The following is a 20,267-nucleotide window of genomic DNA, read 5'->3' on the forward strand; positions in this document are numbered from 1 at the left end:
AATTTTTGATTTTCCAACGAACTAGCAACTCTCTTTTTATGTAATTATGCTTTAGTGTTTTCTTTTATAATGTTCAAAGTTTCATTTACAAAATCCGTTTTACCAAGAACATAAGAACCCCTATCATTTTTAAACTTAGAAGCTAATTCTAATTTCAAACTTTCATATTCTTTTGCACGTTTATTGTTAGCGTTTAGATAATCTCTGAAGTCAATTTGTTTCCACATTACATTATCTTTCGGACACATATGGATATGAAAAATTTGTTCTTTAGTTCCATCTAAATTATATCCTTTTCCGAATGAAGAATACTTTTCGATATTTTCTCTTGCAGGAACTTCGAAATGTGAATAACCTAATTCTATAAATTGATCTATTAATTGTCTATCGAATAATAGTTCTTCAGGAATTTCGATCATTAAATCAATATATGGTTTAGATTTTATTGTAGTAATTGATGAACTACCAAAATGTTCTATTCGCAATATTTTTTCCTTTCCTACTCTATCTAAAATCCGTTTTTTTTCGTTTTCATAAATGTTTTTCCATTCGGGATTATGCTCAACCAATTCAATTGGAAAAAGCGTATTCCAATCTTCTTTGGTTAAATCATTTAAAGTCTTTTTCATTAGGTATCTATTTTTAGTTCATTTTAAAACGCCAATATAGGTATCTTAAAAAGATTAAATGTTACCATACTTTTCTGTTTTCTATATATTGATTAGTAACTTTAAATTCTACAAAAAATACATTCACCTAAAAATACGATAAGCAGTTAATTAAATACACATTAACAGCCACACTATTTTAATGATTACCTTGGATTAATCTCTTCTACCTTTAGTAATATCTTTTAAATCTCTATGGATAATCAATAACAATTCTTTCAATATTTCATCGACGTCATCCAACAAATGATCTTTGATTTTAATTTCGGGGATTACACCTTTGTCTTCCTTTTTAGAATTAACACGCTCAATTAAACCTTTAGACACATCTATTATTATGTCTGTTTCCGGTAATTTATAGCTGAAAATTGAAGCATATAAATTGGCATATTCCGCTGTTTCTTCTCCTACGATGGTTCCAAAGTTATAATCCTGTATTTGAGCTGCTGTAACAGTAGATTGTGAATAAGACTGCCGATTCACTAACACATAGACCTTACCTTTAAAACGTTTTAATTCAGGTTGTGGTTCATAAAACCCAAAATCATAATTATATATTTTTCCATTTTTATGTTCTAGTACAGATCTCCAAAAAGCTTCGGTTGTATCTTTGGTTTGTCGTACATGTTCTTTTAGTAATTGACTAGTTTTAAGTTGAAATTTTGAAAACCACTTAAAAGGTTTATTCGCAATATAAGACACCATATAATCACTAAATGAATCATTTCCACCTGGATTATTTCTTAAATCAATAATAAGATTTTTTGTTTGGCTTTTTTTAATTTCAATAAAGGCAGAATCTATAAACTTTCTATAGTCATCCTCATTACCTGCAAAACTACCAGGGTTTAAATAAGCTGTCTTTGACTTAAATCTAAATACTCTTTTGTGATTTATTATATCATCCCGTTGCATTTCAAAATCTTCCAAGGCTTTTATGGCATCTAAACGTATTTCTTTTTGCTTGCCTTCTATAAAAAGTTCTATGTTAAAAACTTTTTGTTCTCCAAAAACTTGCCAATAGAATCTTGACAGCGTTAAAGACTCAATTTGTGCATTCTTTAAATAGGATCTTTCAGCTGAAATCTGAGGATAGATTTTTTGCAAAACCTCATCAATTGATCTGCCATTAATACTTTTCAATTCAGCACCGATTTTAATGTCATTTTTTGACCAATTTTTTCTAACTAAGGCTTTTCCATCTTCAAAAGCAATCTCTAATGGAAAAATGGTGCCCCCAGATTGAACGTATTCCATATATATAGAACCTGGGAACACAATTCTAGTATGGGCATTGTTTGCTGCAGATATAACTTTTTGTAATAGTGATGTTGTTTCAAGAAGATTAAAAGAGTCTTTTTTTATTTCACTTCTTACAATTTGATAATTTCTCTCAAAATCATCTTTTGATGTATATGCATATAAGTTAAAATGTGTGTTTTCTAATGAGTGGTACAAATAATCTAAATCACTAAGAACTTGTCCTTTTTGAAAATTTGTAGTTGCTTGTTGAGCATTTATAGTTCCATAAAGAAATATAAAAATTAAGGGAATAATTGTTATGTTTTTTTTCATTAATTTTTGGATTAAGCACCTTTAATCACATCTTACATAAAGAGTAATCGATGCTATTTTAATTGTTTAAGCCACAATATTAATCCCTAAAAAGTTATTAATCGTCCTACTGCTTCTTTTCGGACGTATTTTCAATTCCCTTAAGATATTGACTTGGAGTTAACTGTGTTGTTTTCTTAAAAACATGGTTAAAAGTAGATTTTGAATTAAAACCACATTCATATGCAAGACCTAATAATGATAGTTTGTCCTTATCAGAGGATTTTAAACGTTCTTTAAATTCTGCCACACGATAAGAATTGATTAAATCATAAAAGTTTTTTGAACAATTTTGATTAATCTTTAATGAAACTATCTTGGGCTTCATTTGTAGTAATTCGGAAAGCTTAGTTAAGTTTATGTCCGTACTCAAATAAGGCTTTTCATTTTGCATTAACTCTTCCAATTTTTTAATAAATTGAGTGTCTTTTTTTATTGGTTTTTTTACCTTTTCGGATGTATCCACTAAAACTTTCAACGCCAAAGATGATTCTTGTTTTCTAAGGTATCCTTTAAAAGCGATCCAGGTACAGAGTATGGAGAGGACAACGAATGTAGGAAGAAAGTAATATTCTCTAAGGCTTCTATCAAAAACAAATCGATCAATTTCTGTTATGATATTCCATAGAATAAAAAATGATGCATAAATAAGTATAGGGATTTTTAACCAGTCAAATGAATGCTTATCCAACTTAGCATAATATTGCTTTAGTAAAACTTGGTGATTAAAGAGTAACCGTAATGATATAATACTGTAGGTAATGATAGAAATAACACCTATCCATTGTTCTATTAAATATACATAACTTATACTAGGAATGGGGTTTTCATACAAACCATCCGCTCCATTTCTATAAATTGATGTTCTATAAAAAATAAACTCTAAAACCAACGGTAAGAAATGAATAAGATGTTGTTTTGAAAATTTAAATGATGTATCCGTAACACTTTTAGTATAAAAATACAGTGCAGGACCAATACCATAAAGCATTTCTAGCTGAACATATCTAAAAACATCAAGCATATTATGATCTTTCAAAACATTAACTAAGACAATATTTAATGCCATAATAGCATAAAAAAAAGTCAACATCGCTAAAAACTTCTGAGCTAATATTTTTGGGCGTTTAAAAAATATCATGGCGCTTAGTACTATCGCCTGCAATGCAAAAACACTAATAATCGTAAATAAAATAGAGTTTGATGTAATCATTTACAGCATTACTTATAAAGATATCTGTACGTCATTATTTTGGTAAACAAATTAGTAGTCGTGAAGTTAATTCCCCTTTTTCTTGCCTAATGAAATCTTATAATCATCAATACTTCCTTTGATCTTTAGGTTAAGATATTTTATTTTTTCATCCGGATCTACTTCTACAATTTCATCTTCTTGTTCTTTACTAACAACAGAATCTTTCTTTTTTCCGAATAACTTTTGCCAAGAAGCTTTTCGCACAGTTTTCCAAGGAATTCGTATGTAATAATCAATATTTTGATTACTGTCATGCGAACCAGATAATTCCATATGACCCAAAGTAGATTCGATCCGCATAGCAGGAATATTGATCTTCCCTTTATTTATATCCAAGCTGTTTTGTAAAGTATCAAATCGAATATTTTGTAAGTTTTTATCTCCCATATAGTCAGAAAGCGCAAGCATTGGATCATAATTTTTTAATCTTCCATTTAGTACTTTCACATCCATTTCTATGGTAGATTGATCAAGATCCGGTACCATATCTGGATATACTCTAATCTTACCTTTAATTCTAGATGTAAGTTTTCCTTGTAGATTTTCGGAAACGAGATGATCTTGTCCAAAATTTTCAAACTTGAACAGTAGTTTATCTAAATCTACATTATTCATAACCAAATCTGGTTGCATATAAATATGTTCTGGATCGCTACCATTAAAATACCCACTTAATCGAATATTTCCTCCAGCTGCATCCATATCTAAGGTATCTATATAAATATAATGATTGGGTGTTGTTCTGATATCCGCTTTAATATTTTGAAGATCTATTCTATGGTAAATAAAGTGGGTGATGTCTGCCTTAAATTGCATATCCGTAAACGGCAACTCATATAAATTAAAAGCTTCTGCATGTTCTTTTACATCAGCAGTTGTTGAAGTCACAACTTCTGTTGATTCTGGAGAGCTCACATCAAAGTTAAAAAGCGCATCATAGTCAATATAATTTGCTTTTACTGAGAGGTAATTATCTCTTTTCTTTATTTTTTCATCTTCACCCAAATAGTAATTAAGATCAAAATTAAAATTAGTAGTTCCTATTTCGCCATGAAAATCTTTTATTACCACGTGCTCATCTTCATAATGGATATTTCCTCTAAAATTATCAAAGCGTAGTGGGTGCAATTCCATTTTTGTATCTAATTTGTCTAAAGCTAAGTCAATGGAATGCAAAGCAGAATCTCTATAATGCATACTAGAAGTAAGGTGCAATGCCAAATCATCAAAAATTTCATGTCGATACTCTTCAGGAACATAATTCTCTCCCTTATACGAAAAGACATCTTCTAACCTTAACTTTTTAGAAGTAACGTTGATATCTAAATCAACATCTCCATTAAGTTGGGATTGCATCCAAAAAGCATACTCATGTATAAGCCCATCAAAATGAAAATCACTATCATCTATATATCCTGTAAAATCAACTATTTTGAGATCCTTATCATCTATTAGTACATCAGCATGAAAATCATGTAATTTATGTGGATAATGCTTTAAATCTGCATATAGACTATCGATAAAAAATTCACCTTTTGGTAAATATTTAGATTCTGTAAAATCTTTTGCAGAGGCTTTAAAAGAAAGGCCTAAACTCAATTCTTTTATTTGTTCATCAAAACCAGTTTTGGTAGTATCCTGTACTGAAAAACCTGTTAATTCGGCAATATCTAAATACTTAGAAGCGATATCCAAATGAACATCTACTGGGATGTTCGTATGATGTACAATTGCAGGTAAATCCGAAAGAAAACCTCTTACAGATAGATCTGATTTTCCCATCAATAGTTCAAACTTGTTTAGGGTTGCTTCTTTACCATTCATTACTAAATTTATATTAAGATCGTGCAAGGGAGCTGGAAGATCTTTGGCCACTAAACTTAAATCTTTTACAATCAATTCTGTAAAATACGCTTGATTTAGTTTCTGTAAAGCCTTTTCGGGCTCATCAATATCTATAATATCGTGAAAATTCATTTTCAACGAAACTTCTCCAGAAGCATCTTCAACTTGCTCCAATTCAAAAAACTCCGTAATAAAATCGAGATTAAAATTTGAGTTTATTTTCATATCCACCTCTGGAGATTCAAAATTCTTTACAAAAATCGACCCTTCAAATTCTCCCTTTTCTAAAGATGCGGTCATATCAGTTAACGAAAACTCCATTGTACTTACATCTCTATTTTTTCCATTTGTAAAATGACCATTGAAGCCCATATTATCAATCTTCTTCCCTCTTTTAGTATTTTCTAGGAAAGCTTTTCCTGCTCCGAAATTGGCCCGAACAAAAGGCGTATTTCCTTTATTAGCAGGCCCTTCAATCTTAGCGTTAAAATAAATTTCTCCAGCGTTTCTGTATTTCTCTAATACAGGTATAACATCTGTTGGAGCAAAAGCAATCAACATATCAAAATTAGGCTTTGTTCCTTTTATAGAAAGGTTTAGATCTACATCATTCTTAGTATCTATTGATCCTTCTAGCTCAAAATCACCATTTTCCATAACAATCCCAGAAGGTTCTATATCCAGAATACCAGTAAATTCATTAAATATCACATCTGTATGTACCTCAAAATGTTTATTATGAATGAAAGTAGTATCTCCATCTTTGATCACATTCAACTCAAAATGAGTATCTATATGTCCAGCAATGATACTATCTTTTTGGCTAAAACCACCTGTACCAGCGTACATGAATTTTTCGACATCTGTATTTGTAGCCTCATCTAGAGTATGGATATCCAAACTTTTAAATCGAATTTTTTTTAGATGAATATTGGTAGATGGTGTTTCTGTCTCAGAAGTACTTGCTAAGGAATTTTGAATATTCGTTGTATTATTCTCATGAATTACAATATTAAAAACACCTTCTTCTATAACTAAAGACTGAATGTCATAATTTCCTTTTACTATATCCCATAGATTAAAACCAATGTATATATCTTTTACATCCATAATGATAGGTGCATTATCTTCTTTAGTTTCAAAGATTTTTACATCATATACTTTAATAGAAATGTATGGAAAGTTACTAAAAAGGGATAATTTACTTTCACCAACACTAATAAGACCTTTGTGTTCTTTGTTTAGTTTTGCGATCTCCCCTTTAATAATTTCGGATTGGTTGCTCTGAATATATAGCATGAGGCCTCCTATTACTAACATTGGAACTAAAATTAGTCCTAATAAAATTCGTTTCCAGAATTTTTTAATCTTCACAGCAGGTATCTTTAGGTTATGACCCTAAAAGTAACGAATTCGTATGAAAAAATGTTATTTGGAACGCGAATTCCTGTATTGTTTAACAGCATTTTTGATCAAACTTATCTAACATAAAAAAATCTATCAATGCTTAGTTAAATAAATAATTATGAAATATAACCTTTACAAAGCAATGTTCATAACTGTTATTTATCATAAGGCATAAAGTTTTCCCAATACCAAGGCATCCAAGTATCGCCCACCGTAACCTCCAATAATTCTTTAAAAATACTTTCGGCATTGGAACTGTTGGACATGATTATGATTCCTAAATTCTGTGATGGATAAAATACCGTATAATGTTCCCAACCCTTAATATGCCCCTCTTTAAAAACTGCTTTTCCAAATGGTGTTTTATAGGTTCCAAATCCTAGGGCATAGCTTAATTGGATATCACTGTTTTCTGTCGTTTTTATCAATCGATTTTTACCAAATTGTTGCTTAGACTCAATTCTTATTTGTGGTTTAAAAAACTCCTCATACGTTATTTCACTAAGTCCCTTTTGGGCTAACATCGCTTGTATAAACTTGGCATAATCTTCTGGCGTTGTATCCATACTACCAGCAGCATATTCTTGATTTCTTTTTATTCGTTTTAAGGTTTTTCTTTTCTTGTAGTGACCAACCGCATAGTTCATATCAAATCTTTTTTGCCAAAGAAAACTTGTCATATCCATCTTAAATGGTTTAAAAACGTATTTTTCTGCAAGTTGCTCTAGATTAGTTTTAGTGATTTGTTCTACAACAAACTGAAGCAATTGAATACCTTCTCCTGAATAACTATAAAAAGTTCCTGGTTCCAATTCGATCTCCAGCGGGTTTTCCATATCAATCCCTGATTTAGTGATATATCTCCAGTTTGGAAACCCAGTAATATGCGACAAACACATTCTTGCGGTAATTTTCTCATATCTTTTATCGGTTTCTAAATCTTTAAAACCTTCATAACTGTGAGCAAATTCATAGGAATATAAAGGGTTATCTAAATATTCTACTAAAGGTTTGTCTAAATCAATCTTTTCTGCATCTACTAATTTCATAACAATAAATGCAAAAAGTGGTTTACTAAGAGAAGCAGCATAAAAATTATGTGAAGTTTTTAGTTCTTGCTTATCTTTTAAATTTCTGGAACCGTACGCTTTCTGAAATAGAACACTGTCTTTAGTAACTATTGCAATTGTAAGACCGTGTACATTTCCAGCATTTTTTAAATGCATAATTTTATTGTCTAAAACTGAGGTAGAGATTACTGAATTATCTATTCTTTTGATAGATTGAGCATCAATATTAAAACTAACGACTAGAAATAAGAATGAAATGAAATATCGTGTTCTGACCATTGTTAAAACCTATTTTAGATTCCTTTATGATATAATAGACGCGTATTAAGATCAAATGGTTGCCTTGACAAGTAAAAAAGATACGAACTTGGTAAAACAGTTTATTATAAAGCTATTAAAAGAATTGAAAGTATTATAATAAAATTAATTAAGATTGAAAGAACATTTATTTTTATATGCAAATTATAATTTCTCAAATATTTTTTAGCTAAAAAATCAATAATCAAAAAAAAGAAAGCAATGAAAACAAAGAAAAAGGGTATTACAAACCCAGTTGGAGGAGTGTGACTACTACTTATTCCATGCTGAATAATCGAATAGATTGTAAAACATATTCCTAATAGATATAAAAAGGATTTAATTATTCTGTATATGTCCATTTCTTAGTACCTTCCTTGATATCACTGCTCCCAATAGTTTAGAACTAGCATATCATTTTGCTTTAGACACTTAAACTCTAAAATCAAATGAAACTAGATCTATAACTAGATCGTATACTTTATTACGGGTATGGTTAAAGGTTATAAACTAACTGTAGTGAAAGTTGCTAATGGGTATTCTTTAATATTCATATTCTAATTTCTCTTTGATTTCTAATAGTTCTTTTTCTTTATCAGGAAACATAAAAAAGAGTTTATCTAACAGTTCTTTAGCCTCATGGCAATTTTTAAATTCACTTTCACATTGAAAGCTATATGATCGAACGAGTCTGTAATTAATTTCATAGTTTTTTTGGAAAACTTCTTTTGCTTGTTCATAGTAAAAAATAGAATTAGACCATTTTCCTTTTTCAAACCACTCATCTCCTTTTTCAATAAGTATTAAAAACTCTTTTTCCTTTTCCTGGAATTTAAGTATTTCTATACTCTCTGTATCTACAGTGTTTTGCCGGATTACATTAATTGTAAAATATGTAAAAACACTTGTTATAAGTATTGCGATACCAATTAGTATTTTCTTTTCTTTTCGATTTTCCTTTCTTATTTTTTTTCCTATTTGTTGTATTTCTTCCTCGGAAGCTTTTTTTAAGCTTGATTTTCCTTCAGTATCTTTTAAGTTTTCTTTTTCTAATAGTTCTTTAGACCTCAGTAACGTTTCATTATTACGTAAGCTTGATATCACTCCTCGAATACTTTCTCCTTCTAACATATTTTTAACTATTTACTTACGGTGAGATGTAAACAATTAGATACATCCCTACTAATATGTAGATTCAAAATTAAATTTGTTACAATAATTTTATGGAAACAATCAAAAGCAACATACGATTTTTCTCTACTTCTAATATGAATAATCAAAAAATCAAGAACGTTTTTGAAAACTTCAAAGAACTGTTTCATTTATTGTAAGGACGCTCATTAATCCAGTTAAAACCGCGAGAGTTCAAATTAAATTTTTCGTGATCTTTTCTCGAAAATATAATATGTAATGTATCGGAGTCTATAATTCCATCCAATTCAAGAAATTCTGAATTGGGATTTTTATAACTGAAATTATAATGTTCAGCTTCCGAATCCTTTTTATGTATCATTATTTTTTGAGATGTCCAATCTGTTATGAACTTATATTGATATTTTAGATCATCCATTGTTTTTACAGTTGCCTTATCTTTTAAGTCCACAATAAGATAACGCCATCTATAATTATCTGTAATTAATGGTTGTAATGTATCTCCATTTTTAATAAAATATGAAGCCTCCCATATACCATAGAGTAATGGCTTTTCTCTATTGATCCCTCTATGACTTTCTGTGGTATAAAAATTAAATGAAATTAAACTAACAAGAATAAATAAACCAATGGATTTTATCCAAAATATGACTTTATGATATTTGTTGTTTTTAACAGGGTGATAATAAGTAAATACATCTACTGCTTTATTTTTAATAAATACTTTTAAAAACCTATCGTCAGTTATAAAAATCACCAGAGCCATTAACACTAAATGAATCGAAAATAATTTCACAGGAATGTCATAACAAAAATTCATCATGGCCACTTGCGTCATTACTCCAATAATTATAAATGAGCCAAGTGTTTGTGTTCGTCTAGGAATTAATAACAAACCACCAAGTACTTCCATAAAACCAACAAATACATTAAAACCTTTTGAAAACCCCATATAAGTCCACGCTAATCCCATTGGCGAAAAATCACCTAAAGGGTCGAGCAAATGAGTCAATGAAGCTGATGGAAACTGAAGTTTAAAAACCTTAACAAAGCCGTAAAGAAGCATTACAGCTACTAAAACAATACGTAGAAATACTAAAAACCAATAAAAAAGCATGTTGTAGCTCTTACGGTTTCGATCTAAAATGCTCCAAATAACAACGGTTATTAATGTTAAAACTACAGTTACAAATAATGTCAAATATGCAAAAGTGTGATCTCCACTACCATTACCACTTACCTCATATTCGTAGTTTACTTTAAAAACTTCTTTACCAATCCATCTAAATGGTACTTCAAAAAGAGGATTTAATAACATTAGAAGTATATAGAGAGCAAAATATGTAAATAGTGCTCTAAATATTAATTTGCTTACCGTATTCCAATGTTCTTTATATTCTTGCGTCAATAATTTCATGGATGATTCCTTGTAGATTATTATAAATTATTAGTATCCGGAATTAGTAATGTGTTACAATGGAGTAGTATATAAGATTTACTATTAGAAAACTCAATATTTTTTCTATCCGTTATTTAAAAAAACAGAATAATATTGTAAAACTTTAGCCTTACTTAGTAGATCGGTTAGCATTACGTTTTTTTATAGTAACCAAAAATAGAATCAATTGTAAAATTGTATTAGGCAATATCGCTAAACCTATTGATAAAATATTATGTGAACCTAACGACATGTTTGATCCAAATTTTAACCATAAAAAAATAGCAATAAACATTAATAAACTAGGGAAGAAAAAGGCAAGAATTTTTTCATTATTTATTTCTTTAAAGGGTTTATAAAACAAATAAGGTAAATAGGAGATTGCAGCTATTACACAGTAAGAAAAAGCTAGAATAATGATCAAACATCTTTCGCCTTCGCAATTTATACTCAATAGAAATCCAGTTAGTATGTTTGCTAGTAATGCTATTAAATATTCCCTCCAATTATTCATTTATAATAGAATTCATTATTTTTCTTGGATATTTTTACCACAAAATAATATCCTTTTTTACTAGTTAGGGACTAACAAATATTACAAACCTCCATTAGATAATTTAAAACAATCTTACCCTAAAAAAAAATATAATAGTTATCCACTAGTAACAAAATGACGTTAGCTGTAGCGCATTAATCCGTTTCACTACAAAATTTATTTAGATCAAAAACTGTCATTGCACCTGCATATCTTTTAATTTCTTTTCCATTTTTTAATAAAATGAACTGAGGCAAACCTCTAATTTGAAATCTATCTAACAATTTTCTGTTTAAATCGGCATTAACTTTAGCGATTTGTATATTCTTTGATTCATTTGCGAATTTTTCTATAGTAGCGTTCATCATCAAACATGGACCACACCACTCAGCCCAAAAATCGATTAAAACTAGTTTTTCCTCTTTCAAAACTGAATCTATATTTTTACCATTGAGATGAATGATTTTAGATTTATTTTTCTTCAAGAATATTTTCTTATATAAGAATCTAAAAGGAAAGGTAAATGCTGAGACTATTGTTGAAGAAAAGAAAATAATAAGAGCAAAAATATAGTTTACAATTGTTGAAATATTTTTCTTTTCTTCAAAGTTCTTTTCAGAATCATTTTGGTATTTAATAAGCTTTTCTATCATTTCTATAATCAAGTACAACTCTGGAGTATATTTATGTTTTCATTATAATAGATTACCAACTACTCTCTATAGTTTATTTAGCTTTAAAAATAGCATAAAATCCCGATCAAACAAGATCGGTTACCCTTTTCTATATTTTCTTATGAGTATTGCTACTTATCGTAAACTAGCTGTAGCAGGAGAACCAGATAAATATTTAACTTGATTTTTTCTTAACTCCAATAATTAAAAGCCACAAACCAATTCCAATTTCGCCTAATGCATGAGGAAGACTTGCTATTGTTGGAATTATTGTTTTTCCATAGGAATCTGGATAAAGAAAGTATCCTAAAAAATCTATCAAGTAACCGAAACATCCAACTATGAGTAGAATTCCAAAAATTTTAGGAATAAAGCCAGATTTTAAAACTAAATAACCAAATGGAAGTAACCAAAGACCCCAAAATATTTGAACAATGCTAAACCCGTTATAATGCGATCTAAGAAGTATTAAAAGTTTTTCAGCCTGTATATCTGTAGTGTTAATTCCTACTTTATTATTAATCAAAGAAATGATATCAAGTTTAGGTATTAAGTTAACATATGAAAATGCAACACTTACTAAAACTAAAACAACCATTATAATTGCTACTTTATTATTGACTTGCTTGAGCAATTTGTATAGAGAAAGTGATAAAAAGATAAAAATAGTAATCATACACAAATCACTCAATATTCCTATTTTGAATAGCAATTCATTTGTAGTGATATTATTATGAGTTTCCAGGGCATTGTCTAAGGCATAAAGTTTTGACGGAATGTATACAAGACTAAACATTCCACATATAATCATAAGAATATATAATAAACCAGAAACTCTAGCATCTTTTTTCATTGAAATCATATTAATTGGTTAGTTTCTTGTAAGACGATTATGAAGATGATTTGTTACGCCTCTCGTTTTGAAAGCTTTACTTCTAAGCTGTCGCTAATCTATGATTAGTGTAACTCGCAACTTTGGAGACATCTTTTATAAAACAATCATACCAAACAATATCTATCACTCTTTTATTGATTTTCTTAGTAATATCAATTCAGCAATAGCAGTAAATTCACCAGTATTCTAACAATCAATTACACAAGTTGCCGGCAATAGTTCTTTCACTTATTGCCGCACTGTTACGTACATGGATATCTTAGCTCCTTTTGTTACATTCCAATTGCCTACACTTGATGAACGCCCAACTGCCCTTCCTAATAATTGCCCGTTATAATTAAATGGTGCTTGTTCATTATATTCCTGAGGTAAATATTCTATTGCAATAAAGACAGGGTTTTCATATTTCAAATCAAATTTTTTCAAATCGAATGTATTCCAGCCATTTATTATCTGTTTTTCAATAATGATATTACTAGCACCTATTTTCTCAAAAGGAAGATTATCTTTTATGCTGTAAAAATTTATTCTAAATTTTGCAGCATCGATATTTACATTAGAGAGTGCGATACTTACATCTAAGAGTTTTGAAGGTTTTTTTATTTTGAGTTTTTTAGCAAATTCTTGAATATTATTATTCTGATTATTATCGGCCCGAACATCACCTACAACGAAACTAACATACGATGTAGTTCCTAACTTTTTTTCTTTTGTTTTCTTTGAAATAATTGTGATTTCATCTAAAGACACCAATTTCTGATCAAGAACAAATTGGCTGATGCTTTTTTCAACAATATCAGAAATTTTAATAGTATGTTGTTTATAGCCTACATAGGAAAAAGATAAACTATCAGATTTATTTTCTTCTTGTATTCTAATACTAAAACTTCCATTTTCATCGGATATAGTTCCTGTATTTTTATTTTTAATTCCAATATTTACATATGCTAATTTTTCATTATTAGCTCCCTTAACTGTTCCTTTTAAAGTTAAATTTTGGGACCAACAAATATTAGATAGTACTAATAAAGTCAAGAAAAATTTTAAAGATAATTTGTATTGATGCATTTTTTGTTTTTTTAATTATTTTCCTTTTTATTTACGAGTCAATTCGTACGTTACGTCAGGTTGTATTATAATTAATTTCTTAAAAACTCCATTTTTCTCATTTTTGAATTCTAATTTATAGCCTTCTAATATTTCAGAAGAAAATTCGTGTTCTCCAGTTGGAACAAATTCATATTCTTGGCCTTCGGATACGAAAAGATAAATCTTAGTGTCATTCTCTTTTTTATGCACCCTCATTATATTTCCTGATATTTCATACTCGCCAACATATTTCTTTAAAATACCTGCATTTACAGATATGATCTTTGGTTCATAAACAGTAGCATCAGGCTTCGGCTCTACTCTTAATATCGCTTCAGAAACGTTGCCATTTCCTGTCATTTCTTCATTAATCCATTGTATATACTGCGATACTCTTGTATAGTTTTCTACCACACCATAAAGTCCTTCGTCTCCTCCTTTTGTATCTTGCCATGAGCTAATTCCTGCCAAGTAAACGGTATTGTTCTTTACAATAAAAGCAGGTCCGCCACTATCACCCGGACCGCTAATGCCTTCAAATTCTGTAAGATATTTTGTTTGGGTATCTGGATGATCAAATGTCCATGTCAACCAATTTTTAGTTGCTGTTTCAATTCTATTGGTAGCACCTCTTTGTTTTCCATCGTTACCATTTATTCCAATGAGTCCATCACCTTTATTTCCTCTTCCAACCATGTACACGAGCTTGTCTACTTCGTCTTCATCAACATATAATTTAGCTTGCATCGCATCAATAGGTTTTGTTTTTAAATGTAATAATGCAATATCTTTTAATAAAGAATTATCGGCTTGTGGATCATCCCATTCCTTATACATAATAACCTTATCTACTTCTATTTCGACATCGTCTATGATCACAAAGTGTTTTCTTCCATTTTCAAATTTTTGCGTAATTCCTACGGCGCAATGAGCTGCAGATAAAACCCACTGATCCGCTACAATGGTACCTTCACAATCAGGTAGATTTAAATGACATATATATTTTTCGAACTTCTTGGCAAGTTTGAGAAACTCGGCTTCATCTTTGTCATGTCTGGTTATCATTACCTCACGCTTGTTACTAATTGTATAACTAAAGCTTACTGATATTAATGATACTATTAGAAACAATACGATTGAATTTATTCTTTTCATTTTAGTTTTTTGTATTAATTACTCCATTTTACAGGGAACAGTTTTAGGTATAGTGCTTTTACTCTGCTAGTAAAAAGTTTGATATTCTTTTTGCTATTGAAAAGACACGTAGATCCGATTTATTACTAAGAATAATTATTGTAATTTCTTTTTTAGGATACATCCACAGGTCTGAACTAAACAAGTCACTCCCACCAGCGTGACGAACTATTTCGTCCTCTAAATCTTTATTTACAATTCCCCAACCATAGCCATAGTGAGCATTTCCACCATTGTATTCAAAATGAGGATAAAGATATTTAGATGTTGTTGCTTCATCAAGTACTGTGTAGTCACGTATTGCTTGACTCCAGAGCAGTAAGTCACTTGCTCTTGTTAGAATACCTCCATTTCCTTTGAGATTGAGGTATGGACCATTGTCACTCCAATTCTCTTCATTAGGTTTTTTAGCTTCCGTACTATCTACATAACCATTAGCAATTTCGTTATTTTTCCAATCCGGAATTACATAGCCAGTATGGTACATTTTTGAAGGTTTAAAAATTTCTTCATTCAAAAAAGTTTCATAATCCATTCCGCTAGCTTTCTCAATTATTAATGCGAGTAAGCTATATCCCATATTAGAATAATTGAATGCTGTCCCAACTGGGCTTATTAGTTTACTACTAAATACTTGGCGTAGAAATTCCTCTTCTGTAATAGTATCGTAATCACCTCCTATCCCAGCTGTTAAACCTGAAGAATGTGTGAGTAACTGATGGATGGTTATATTTCTTTTGTCGTTAGGAACGGCATCAAAGTATTTTGATAGTTTATCGGTAGTAGCCAGCTTATTTTGCATTGATAATTTTAGTATTCCTGCACCCGTAAACTGTTTGGTAATAGAACAAATATCAAAAACTGTATTTACGTCATTTAGCCCATTGTCTTGACTATTTTTTCTCCCATATGCCTTGTTAAATATGATGCTGTCATTTTGAGCGATTAAAATAACTCCTGAGAAATCTCTTTCGGTAAGTTTTTTATCTATGATATTTAGATCATCAATTTCCATACGAATCGCTCTAAACGTTTCGTCTGGTTGTATTAGAGTAAATTCATTAAAAACGCCATTTTCTACCTTTTTAAATTCTACTTTAATTTCTTCTTCTGCTCTAAAGGCAAATTTGTGTTCTCCAGATGCAATTAATTCACTTTCTCCTTCAAAGAGTGAATTAAAATAAAGCTTCGTGTCATTTTCTTTCTCTTTGGTATAAATATTTATTATAATTCCCATTTCTTCATACATATAATCTCCTACATATTGTTTTAGATTACTAACAGTGCTTACAGATATGTCTTTTGGTTTATTAATATTTGTACAACTAAAACTCACTAATGAAAATGATAGCATTAGAAGTAATATGATTGTATTAACTTTTTTCATGATTTTCTGTTTTTTGATTTACTACTGCGAATGTAGATCTCAAAACGGAACTAAAAGCTACTATTGAGGTTGGAGAAGTACTGAAATAAAACAGTTTTACGAATTAGGACGTTTTATGAACGAAATCGTACTTTAATTTATAGGAATCTATTATTTGGTTAAACTCTTCAATTAGATAAAGAAAAATCTGAGTTATAAAAACTCAGGTTTTTCTTTGTATAGCAAATGTTTTAAAAAAAGAAATAGCCAATAGATACCTGAAATACTCCATTCCTATTTTTATCCGAAATACCATCCATATTATTTATATTAGTTAGCCCAAGATTATATCTTATACTAAAATTGAGCCCGTTATCTAGTTTATAACCTACACCAAAATTCACTCCAAAATCTGCTGTTTTAAAAAGATCTTTATAATCTTGGGTGCCTCCTTTAGTAGAGAGTAAAAATCCCATTTGCGGTCCTGCTTCTACACTCAATCCTTTGGTCACATAATATTTTGACATTAATGGAACATTTAAATAGTTGAGTGCAATAATACCCTCAGAATTCACACTTGAACCATATCCTTGTCCGGAATACATTAATTCTGGTTGCAAAGAGAATTTATCAGAAATTTTAATTTCAGCCATAATTCCCAGATTAAAATCTGTTGTCCAACCGATTTCAGAGTGGTTTGCTCCTGTAAGTGTTGCGAAATTAAGACCTCCTTTTACTCCTAAATTAAAGTCTTGCGCATTAACATTCGATATTGTAAAAACTGTTATAACGATTATTAATATTACTTTTTTCATGATTTTATGTTTTTTGATTTATTCGTGTAAAAGTAAATTTCAAAAGAAAACAAAAAGCTAATTTTGAGGTTGATGAAGTACTAAAACAAAGGATTTACACGAATTAGGACGTTTTTTTGAGCTTTCTATAAGCTCCCGGAGACATTCCCAGACTAGAATTGAATGTTTTGTAGAAAGCACTTTTAGATTTAAAACCTACCTCCATTCCAATGGCCTCGACAGAATACTTATTAAATACTGGATTGTGTAATATATTTTGAGCCGCTTTCACTCGATATTCATTTACAAACTGAACAACACTTTTATTAGTTTCCTCGTTTATAATCTGTGACAAATAACCTTCATTTGTTTCTAATCGAGTGGCTATATCGTACCTACTTAAAAAAGGGTCTTTAAATAATTGCTCCTCTTCCATTAATGCATATAACTGTGTAACAATTTTAGAAACGGTCGATTCATTTATTATCCTTTTTGATTTCGTATTACTTTCTTTCTTAGAAGATAAATATTGGTGTATTTCGTCTTTTTGAACTATTACTTGCAATTTAAACACACCGTAATATAATATCCACCAAGACAAAATTGATAATAGAATTCTTAAGAGATTAGCGCTGTACTCCGACTCAAAAAAAGTTATTTCTATATTGGCCAAAAGCCAACAAACGACAATACTGATAATGAAAAAATTTAATCGTAGTAACCAACGCTTTTTTTCTTTTGAGATTCTGTTTGATTCTTTTACTAAATGCCTGCCCCAAAAGATTAAAAACAAATTGTAACTAAATACGGTAGAGAGCTTAATATAGTCTATAACAACGGCAAAATCTGAGTCATATAGGTGAAAAACAGTGTCTAGATGAAGAATAATTTCTATAATAAAAGAGCAAATGAATGGAGCATACAACCACTTAAACCATTTTTCTTTTAGATACTCATGCTCGATTTGGACAAGAAAGTATATAAATAAGGTTACAGCAACAAGATACTCTAACATGATAAGGCCTAAAAAATCTAAAATGGGATTTTCTTTATCAGACCAACTCCCAAGAAAGGTTAAATTTATTAGCAAAAATAATGATAGAGAAAGATAGTTGTTTGCACGACTCTTATAAAAAGACGTAGTTACCAATGATAGGCATAAGAAACATCCTAATACTCCACTGGTAATAACTACAGAATTTAATATAGTTTCATTCAATTTGTTAGACAATTAAATGCAATCAGTTTTTAATATGAGTTCAATCTCTTATTTTTAAACCCTTCACTTTTTACAATCATTTTATAAGTAACTGTATTGTTCTATCGTTTGTTGCAAAATTTCTATAAAGAAATAAGTCAGAAGACTTTTGATTAAAATTTAAAAAAACTACAGATATACTGCTCTTTTCTATGTTAAATTAAATAACGCTATAAAAAAGATAATGGTTACAACACAATTCCAAGGATTAACGATATTGGACATTAAATATTCTTTACTCCATAATTTTTTAAGTTTTATCAATTGATTAAACATTACTAACGAAATGAAGCTTAAAAAAAGTACTTTAATCAAAGTTCCCATTGAAGTCATAATCAAGTAAGGTGTTCCGAACATTAACCCTTCAATACTTTCAAATAGTACATCTAAATTATTAAATAATGAATCAGATTTCTTTTCGGTTTTTTTCAATATGATATTCGTTTCTCAAGTTAAGTACGGCAATTAAATATAAGTCCCATATAACGATCAAATGTTACGTTGTTTTTGAGGTAGTTTACGAATAGCTTACTAATAGTTTGTGACCTTTTATCTTTTATGTAACCAATCTTCAATAGTATCAAGAAAACCATCGCATCTTTTGTAAGGTAGTTTATCATCTCGGAACTCATAGAATCCTCCAGTCCGGCATTCATGAATATTATGATTACAATTTGGGAATGATTTTATTATCAAGTCCGTATTTTTTCCCATTGTTTTTTTATATAATAATTTAGTTTTTTTCCAATCTACGTTCATATCAGTTTCTCCAAATAATGCTAAAACCGGAGTTTTTACATTTGATAAGACCTCATCAAAATCTTCGATATAGACTGGCAAACCTGTTTCTTTATCAAGTATTTCTTTCATAAGAGGTACTTGAAAACCAATATATGTCTCTTTACTCATCCCTCCCATATTCTCTTGAACAAATCGTAACCAAAACGCATTGTTCTGGAGTTCTTTAGTGGCATTCATATAGGTTTCGAAACTTTCGCCTGAGTGAGCTATCTTTATTCCTTTTAACCATTGATCAACAATTAGGGCAATGGAATCTTTAGACAGTCCTTCAATTCTTAGATTTTCTTCTAGAAGGTAGCCAAAGTTTTCTTTGTCATCCACACCACTTACCGAAATCCAAAATGCAATATCTTTGTATTCATTTATTATAATTGGATTTATCCAACCTGCTCTGCTAACTCCATATAAACCAATATTATTTGATTTTAATATATTCTTTTCTTTAAGCATATTGATAGCTGCGATAGCTTCGGATGCACTGTTATAGACAGATTGATTATAATTGAAGTTACCACCACTTTTCCCACATCCCATTTTATCCCACATATACGTGGCATATCCGGTTTTTACAATTGTTTCTCTTACATCCAAATACCACTCTTGAGCAACGGCATTGGTTTTTCCTGATCCATGAATGATCAGCACTATTCCCTTAGGTTTTTGATCTTTAGGAAGATTTAATACACCGTTTAAGGTAACCCTTTCAAACTTAAAATCTAAAATTTGTTTTTTGCTTTGCGCGTGTGAACCAATGACAATTAGGAATAGGATTGTGATTATGACTATTTTTCTCATTTCTGTAGTAACACTTTTCAATTTGTTTGCAATCTTTAGATACGACTAATGATTTAATTTTTAGAAGGTTTCCTAATAAGGATATATATATTTTAATAATGTTACAGTTATAAAAAGTTA

General features: G+C 29.9%; 16 protein-coding genes. All 16 read right to left on the bottom strand.

What is annotated here, in order from left to right; translation table 11 throughout:
- Positions 1 to 44: 44 nt before the first annotated feature.
- Complete coding sequence (locus H526_RS0104805) at positions 45 to 629, bottom strand: GrpB family protein (RefSeq protein ID WP_027391944.1); 585 nt, start codon at positions 627 to 629, stop codon at positions 45 to 47.
- 195 nt (positions 630 to 824) lie between these two features.
- Positions 825 to 2,243, bottom strand: coding sequence for a S41 family peptidase (locus H526_RS28340; protein WP_051335984.1), 1,419 nt, complete (start codon positions 2,241 to 2,243; stop codon positions 825 to 827).
- 106 nt (positions 2,244 to 2,349) lie between these two features.
- Positions 2,350 to 3,495, bottom strand: a complete 1,146-nt coding sequence (locus H526_RS0104815; RefSeq protein WP_035084509.1) for a helix-turn-helix domain-containing protein — start codon at positions 3,493 to 3,495, stop codon at positions 2,350 to 2,352.
- A gap of 66 nt (positions 3,496 to 3,561) precedes the next feature.
- Entirely contained in the window at positions 3,562 to 6,756 is a 3,195-nt protein-coding gene (locus H526_RS0104820; RefSeq protein WP_027391946.1) for an AsmA family protein, read from the bottom strand.
- Between the two features lie 188 nt (positions 6,757 to 6,944).
- The gene (locus H526_RS0104825; protein WP_027391947.1) at positions 6,945 to 8,138 is read right to left on the bottom strand and encodes a serine hydrolase domain-containing protein; all 1,194 of its coding nucleotides are present in this window, start codon (positions 8,136 to 8,138) and stop codon (positions 6,945 to 6,947) included.
- 561 nt (positions 8,139 to 8,699) lie between these two features.
- On the bottom strand, positions 8,700 to 9,287 hold the full coding sequence (locus tag H526_RS0104830) for a hypothetical protein (protein ID WP_027391948.1): 588 nt from the start codon (positions 9,285 to 9,287) through the stop codon (positions 8,700 to 8,702).
- Positions 9,288 to 9,474: 187 nt separating this feature from the next.
- Positions 9,475 to 10,725 carry a DoxX family protein gene (locus H526_RS0104840; protein ID WP_027391950.1) on the bottom strand — a complete coding sequence of 417 codons (1,251 nt, stop codon included), beginning with the start codon at positions 10,723 to 10,725 and terminating at the stop codon, positions 9,475 to 9,477.
- Between the two features lie 711 nt (positions 10,726 to 11,436).
- Positions 11,437 to 11,934: a thioredoxin family protein gene (locus tag H526_RS30615; RefSeq protein ID WP_139195649.1), complete on the bottom strand. Its 498-nt coding sequence runs from the start codon at positions 11,932 to 11,934 to the stop codon at positions 11,437 to 11,439.
- Positions 11,935 to 12,130: 196 nt separating this feature from the next.
- Positions 12,131 to 12,817 carry a DUF4386 domain-containing protein gene (locus tag H526_RS0104855; RefSeq protein ID WP_027391952.1) on the bottom strand — a complete coding sequence of 229 codons (687 nt, stop codon included), beginning with the start codon at positions 12,815 to 12,817 and terminating at the stop codon, positions 12,131 to 12,133.
- A gap of 261 nt (positions 12,818 to 13,078) precedes the next feature.
- Positions 13,079 to 13,918 (bottom strand): carboxypeptidase-like regulatory domain-containing protein, encoded by an 840-nt coding sequence (locus H526_RS0104860; RefSeq protein WP_027391953.1) that lies wholly within the window; start codon positions 13,916 to 13,918, stop codon positions 13,079 to 13,081.
- 27 nt (positions 13,919 to 13,945) lie between these two features.
- The gene (locus H526_RS30620; protein ID WP_081415557.1) at positions 13,946 to 15,094 is read right to left on the bottom strand and encodes a S1 family peptidase; all 1,149 of its coding nucleotides are present in this window, start codon (positions 15,092 to 15,094) and stop codon (positions 13,946 to 13,948) included.
- 58 nt (positions 15,095 to 15,152) lie between these two features.
- Complete coding sequence (locus H526_RS28355) at positions 15,153 to 16,520, bottom strand: serine hydrolase domain-containing protein (RefSeq protein ID WP_051335987.1); 1,368 nt, start codon at positions 16,518 to 16,520, stop codon at positions 15,153 to 15,155.
- 230 nt (positions 16,521 to 16,750) lie between these two features.
- Complete coding sequence (locus tag H526_RS0104875) at positions 16,751 to 17,314, bottom strand: porin family protein (RefSeq protein WP_027391954.1); 564 nt, start codon at positions 17,312 to 17,314, stop codon at positions 16,751 to 16,753.
- 103 nt (positions 17,315 to 17,417) lie between these two features.
- A complete protein-coding gene (locus H526_RS0104880; RefSeq protein WP_211237824.1) occupies positions 17,418 to 18,524 on the bottom strand; it encodes a helix-turn-helix domain-containing protein in 1,107 nt (368 codons plus the stop codon).
- 177 nt (positions 18,525 to 18,701) lie between these two features.
- Positions 18,702 to 18,983: a hypothetical protein gene (locus tag H526_RS0104885; RefSeq protein ID WP_027391956.1), complete on the bottom strand. Its 282-nt coding sequence runs from the start codon at positions 18,981 to 18,983 to the stop codon at positions 18,702 to 18,704.
- A 117-nt stretch (positions 18,984 to 19,100) separates the two neighbouring features.
- Complete coding sequence (locus H526_RS0104890; RefSeq protein ID WP_027391957.1) at positions 19,101 to 20,147, bottom strand: alpha/beta hydrolase family protein; 1,047 nt, start codon at positions 20,145 to 20,147, stop codon at positions 19,101 to 19,103.
- Between the last annotated feature and the right edge of the window lie 120 nt (positions 20,148 to 20,267).

Source organism: Aquimarina latercula DSM 2041, from assembly GCF_000430645.1.
Taxonomy (GTDB): Bacteria; Bacteroidota; Bacteroidia; order Flavobacteriales; family Flavobacteriaceae; genus Aquimarina; species Aquimarina latercula.

What these genes read in the sequence shown, in the direction of transcription:
- H526_RS0104805 (WP_027391944.1), bottom strand. Translation starts at nt 629, where the DNA reads ATGAAAAAGACTTTAAATGATTTAACCAAAGAAGATTGGAATACGCTT.
- H526_RS28340 (WP_051335984.1), bottom strand. Translation starts at nt 2,243, where the DNA reads ATGAAAAAAAACATAACAATTATTCCCTTAATTTTTATATTTCTTTAT.
- H526_RS0104815 (WP_035084509.1), bottom strand. Translation starts at nt 3,495, where the DNA reads ATGATTACATCAAACTCTATTTTATTTACGATTATTAGTGTTTTTGCA.
- H526_RS0104825 (WP_027391947.1), bottom strand. Translation starts at nt 8,138, where the DNA reads ATGGTCAGAACACGATATTTCATTTCATTCTTATTTCTAGTCGTTAGT.
- H526_RS0104830 (WP_027391948.1), bottom strand. Translation starts at nt 9,287, where the DNA reads ATGTTAGAAGGAGAAAGTATTCGAGGAGTGATATCAAGCTTACGTAAT.
- H526_RS0104840 (WP_027391950.1), bottom strand. Translation starts at nt 10,725, where the DNA reads ATGAAATTATTGACGCAAGAATATAAAGAACATTGGAATACGGTAAGC.
- H526_RS30615 (WP_139195649.1), bottom strand. Translation starts at nt 11,934, where the DNA reads ATGATAGAAAAGCTTATTAAATACCAAAATGATTCTGAAAAGAACTTT.
- H526_RS0104855 (WP_027391952.1), bottom strand. Translation starts at nt 12,817, where the DNA reads ATGATTTCAATGAAAAAAGATGCTAGAGTTTCTGGTTTATTATATATT.
- H526_RS0104860 (WP_027391953.1), bottom strand. Translation starts at nt 13,918, where the DNA reads ATGCATCAATACAAATTATCTTTAAAATTTTTCTTGACTTTATTAGTA.
- H526_RS30620 (WP_081415557.1), bottom strand. Translation starts at nt 15,094, where the DNA reads ATGAAAAGAATAAATTCAATCGTATTGTTTCTAATAGTATCATTAATA.
- H526_RS28355 (WP_051335987.1), bottom strand. Translation starts at nt 16,520, where the DNA reads ATGAAAAAAGTTAATACAATCATATTACTTCTAATGCTATCATTTTCA.
- H526_RS0104875 (WP_027391954.1), bottom strand. Translation starts at nt 17,314, where the DNA reads ATGAAAAAAGTAATATTAATAATCGTTATAACAGTTTTTACAATATCG.
- H526_RS0104890 (WP_027391957.1), bottom strand. Translation starts at nt 20,147, where the DNA reads ATGAGAAAAATAGTCATAATCACAATCCTATTCCTAATTGTCATTGGT.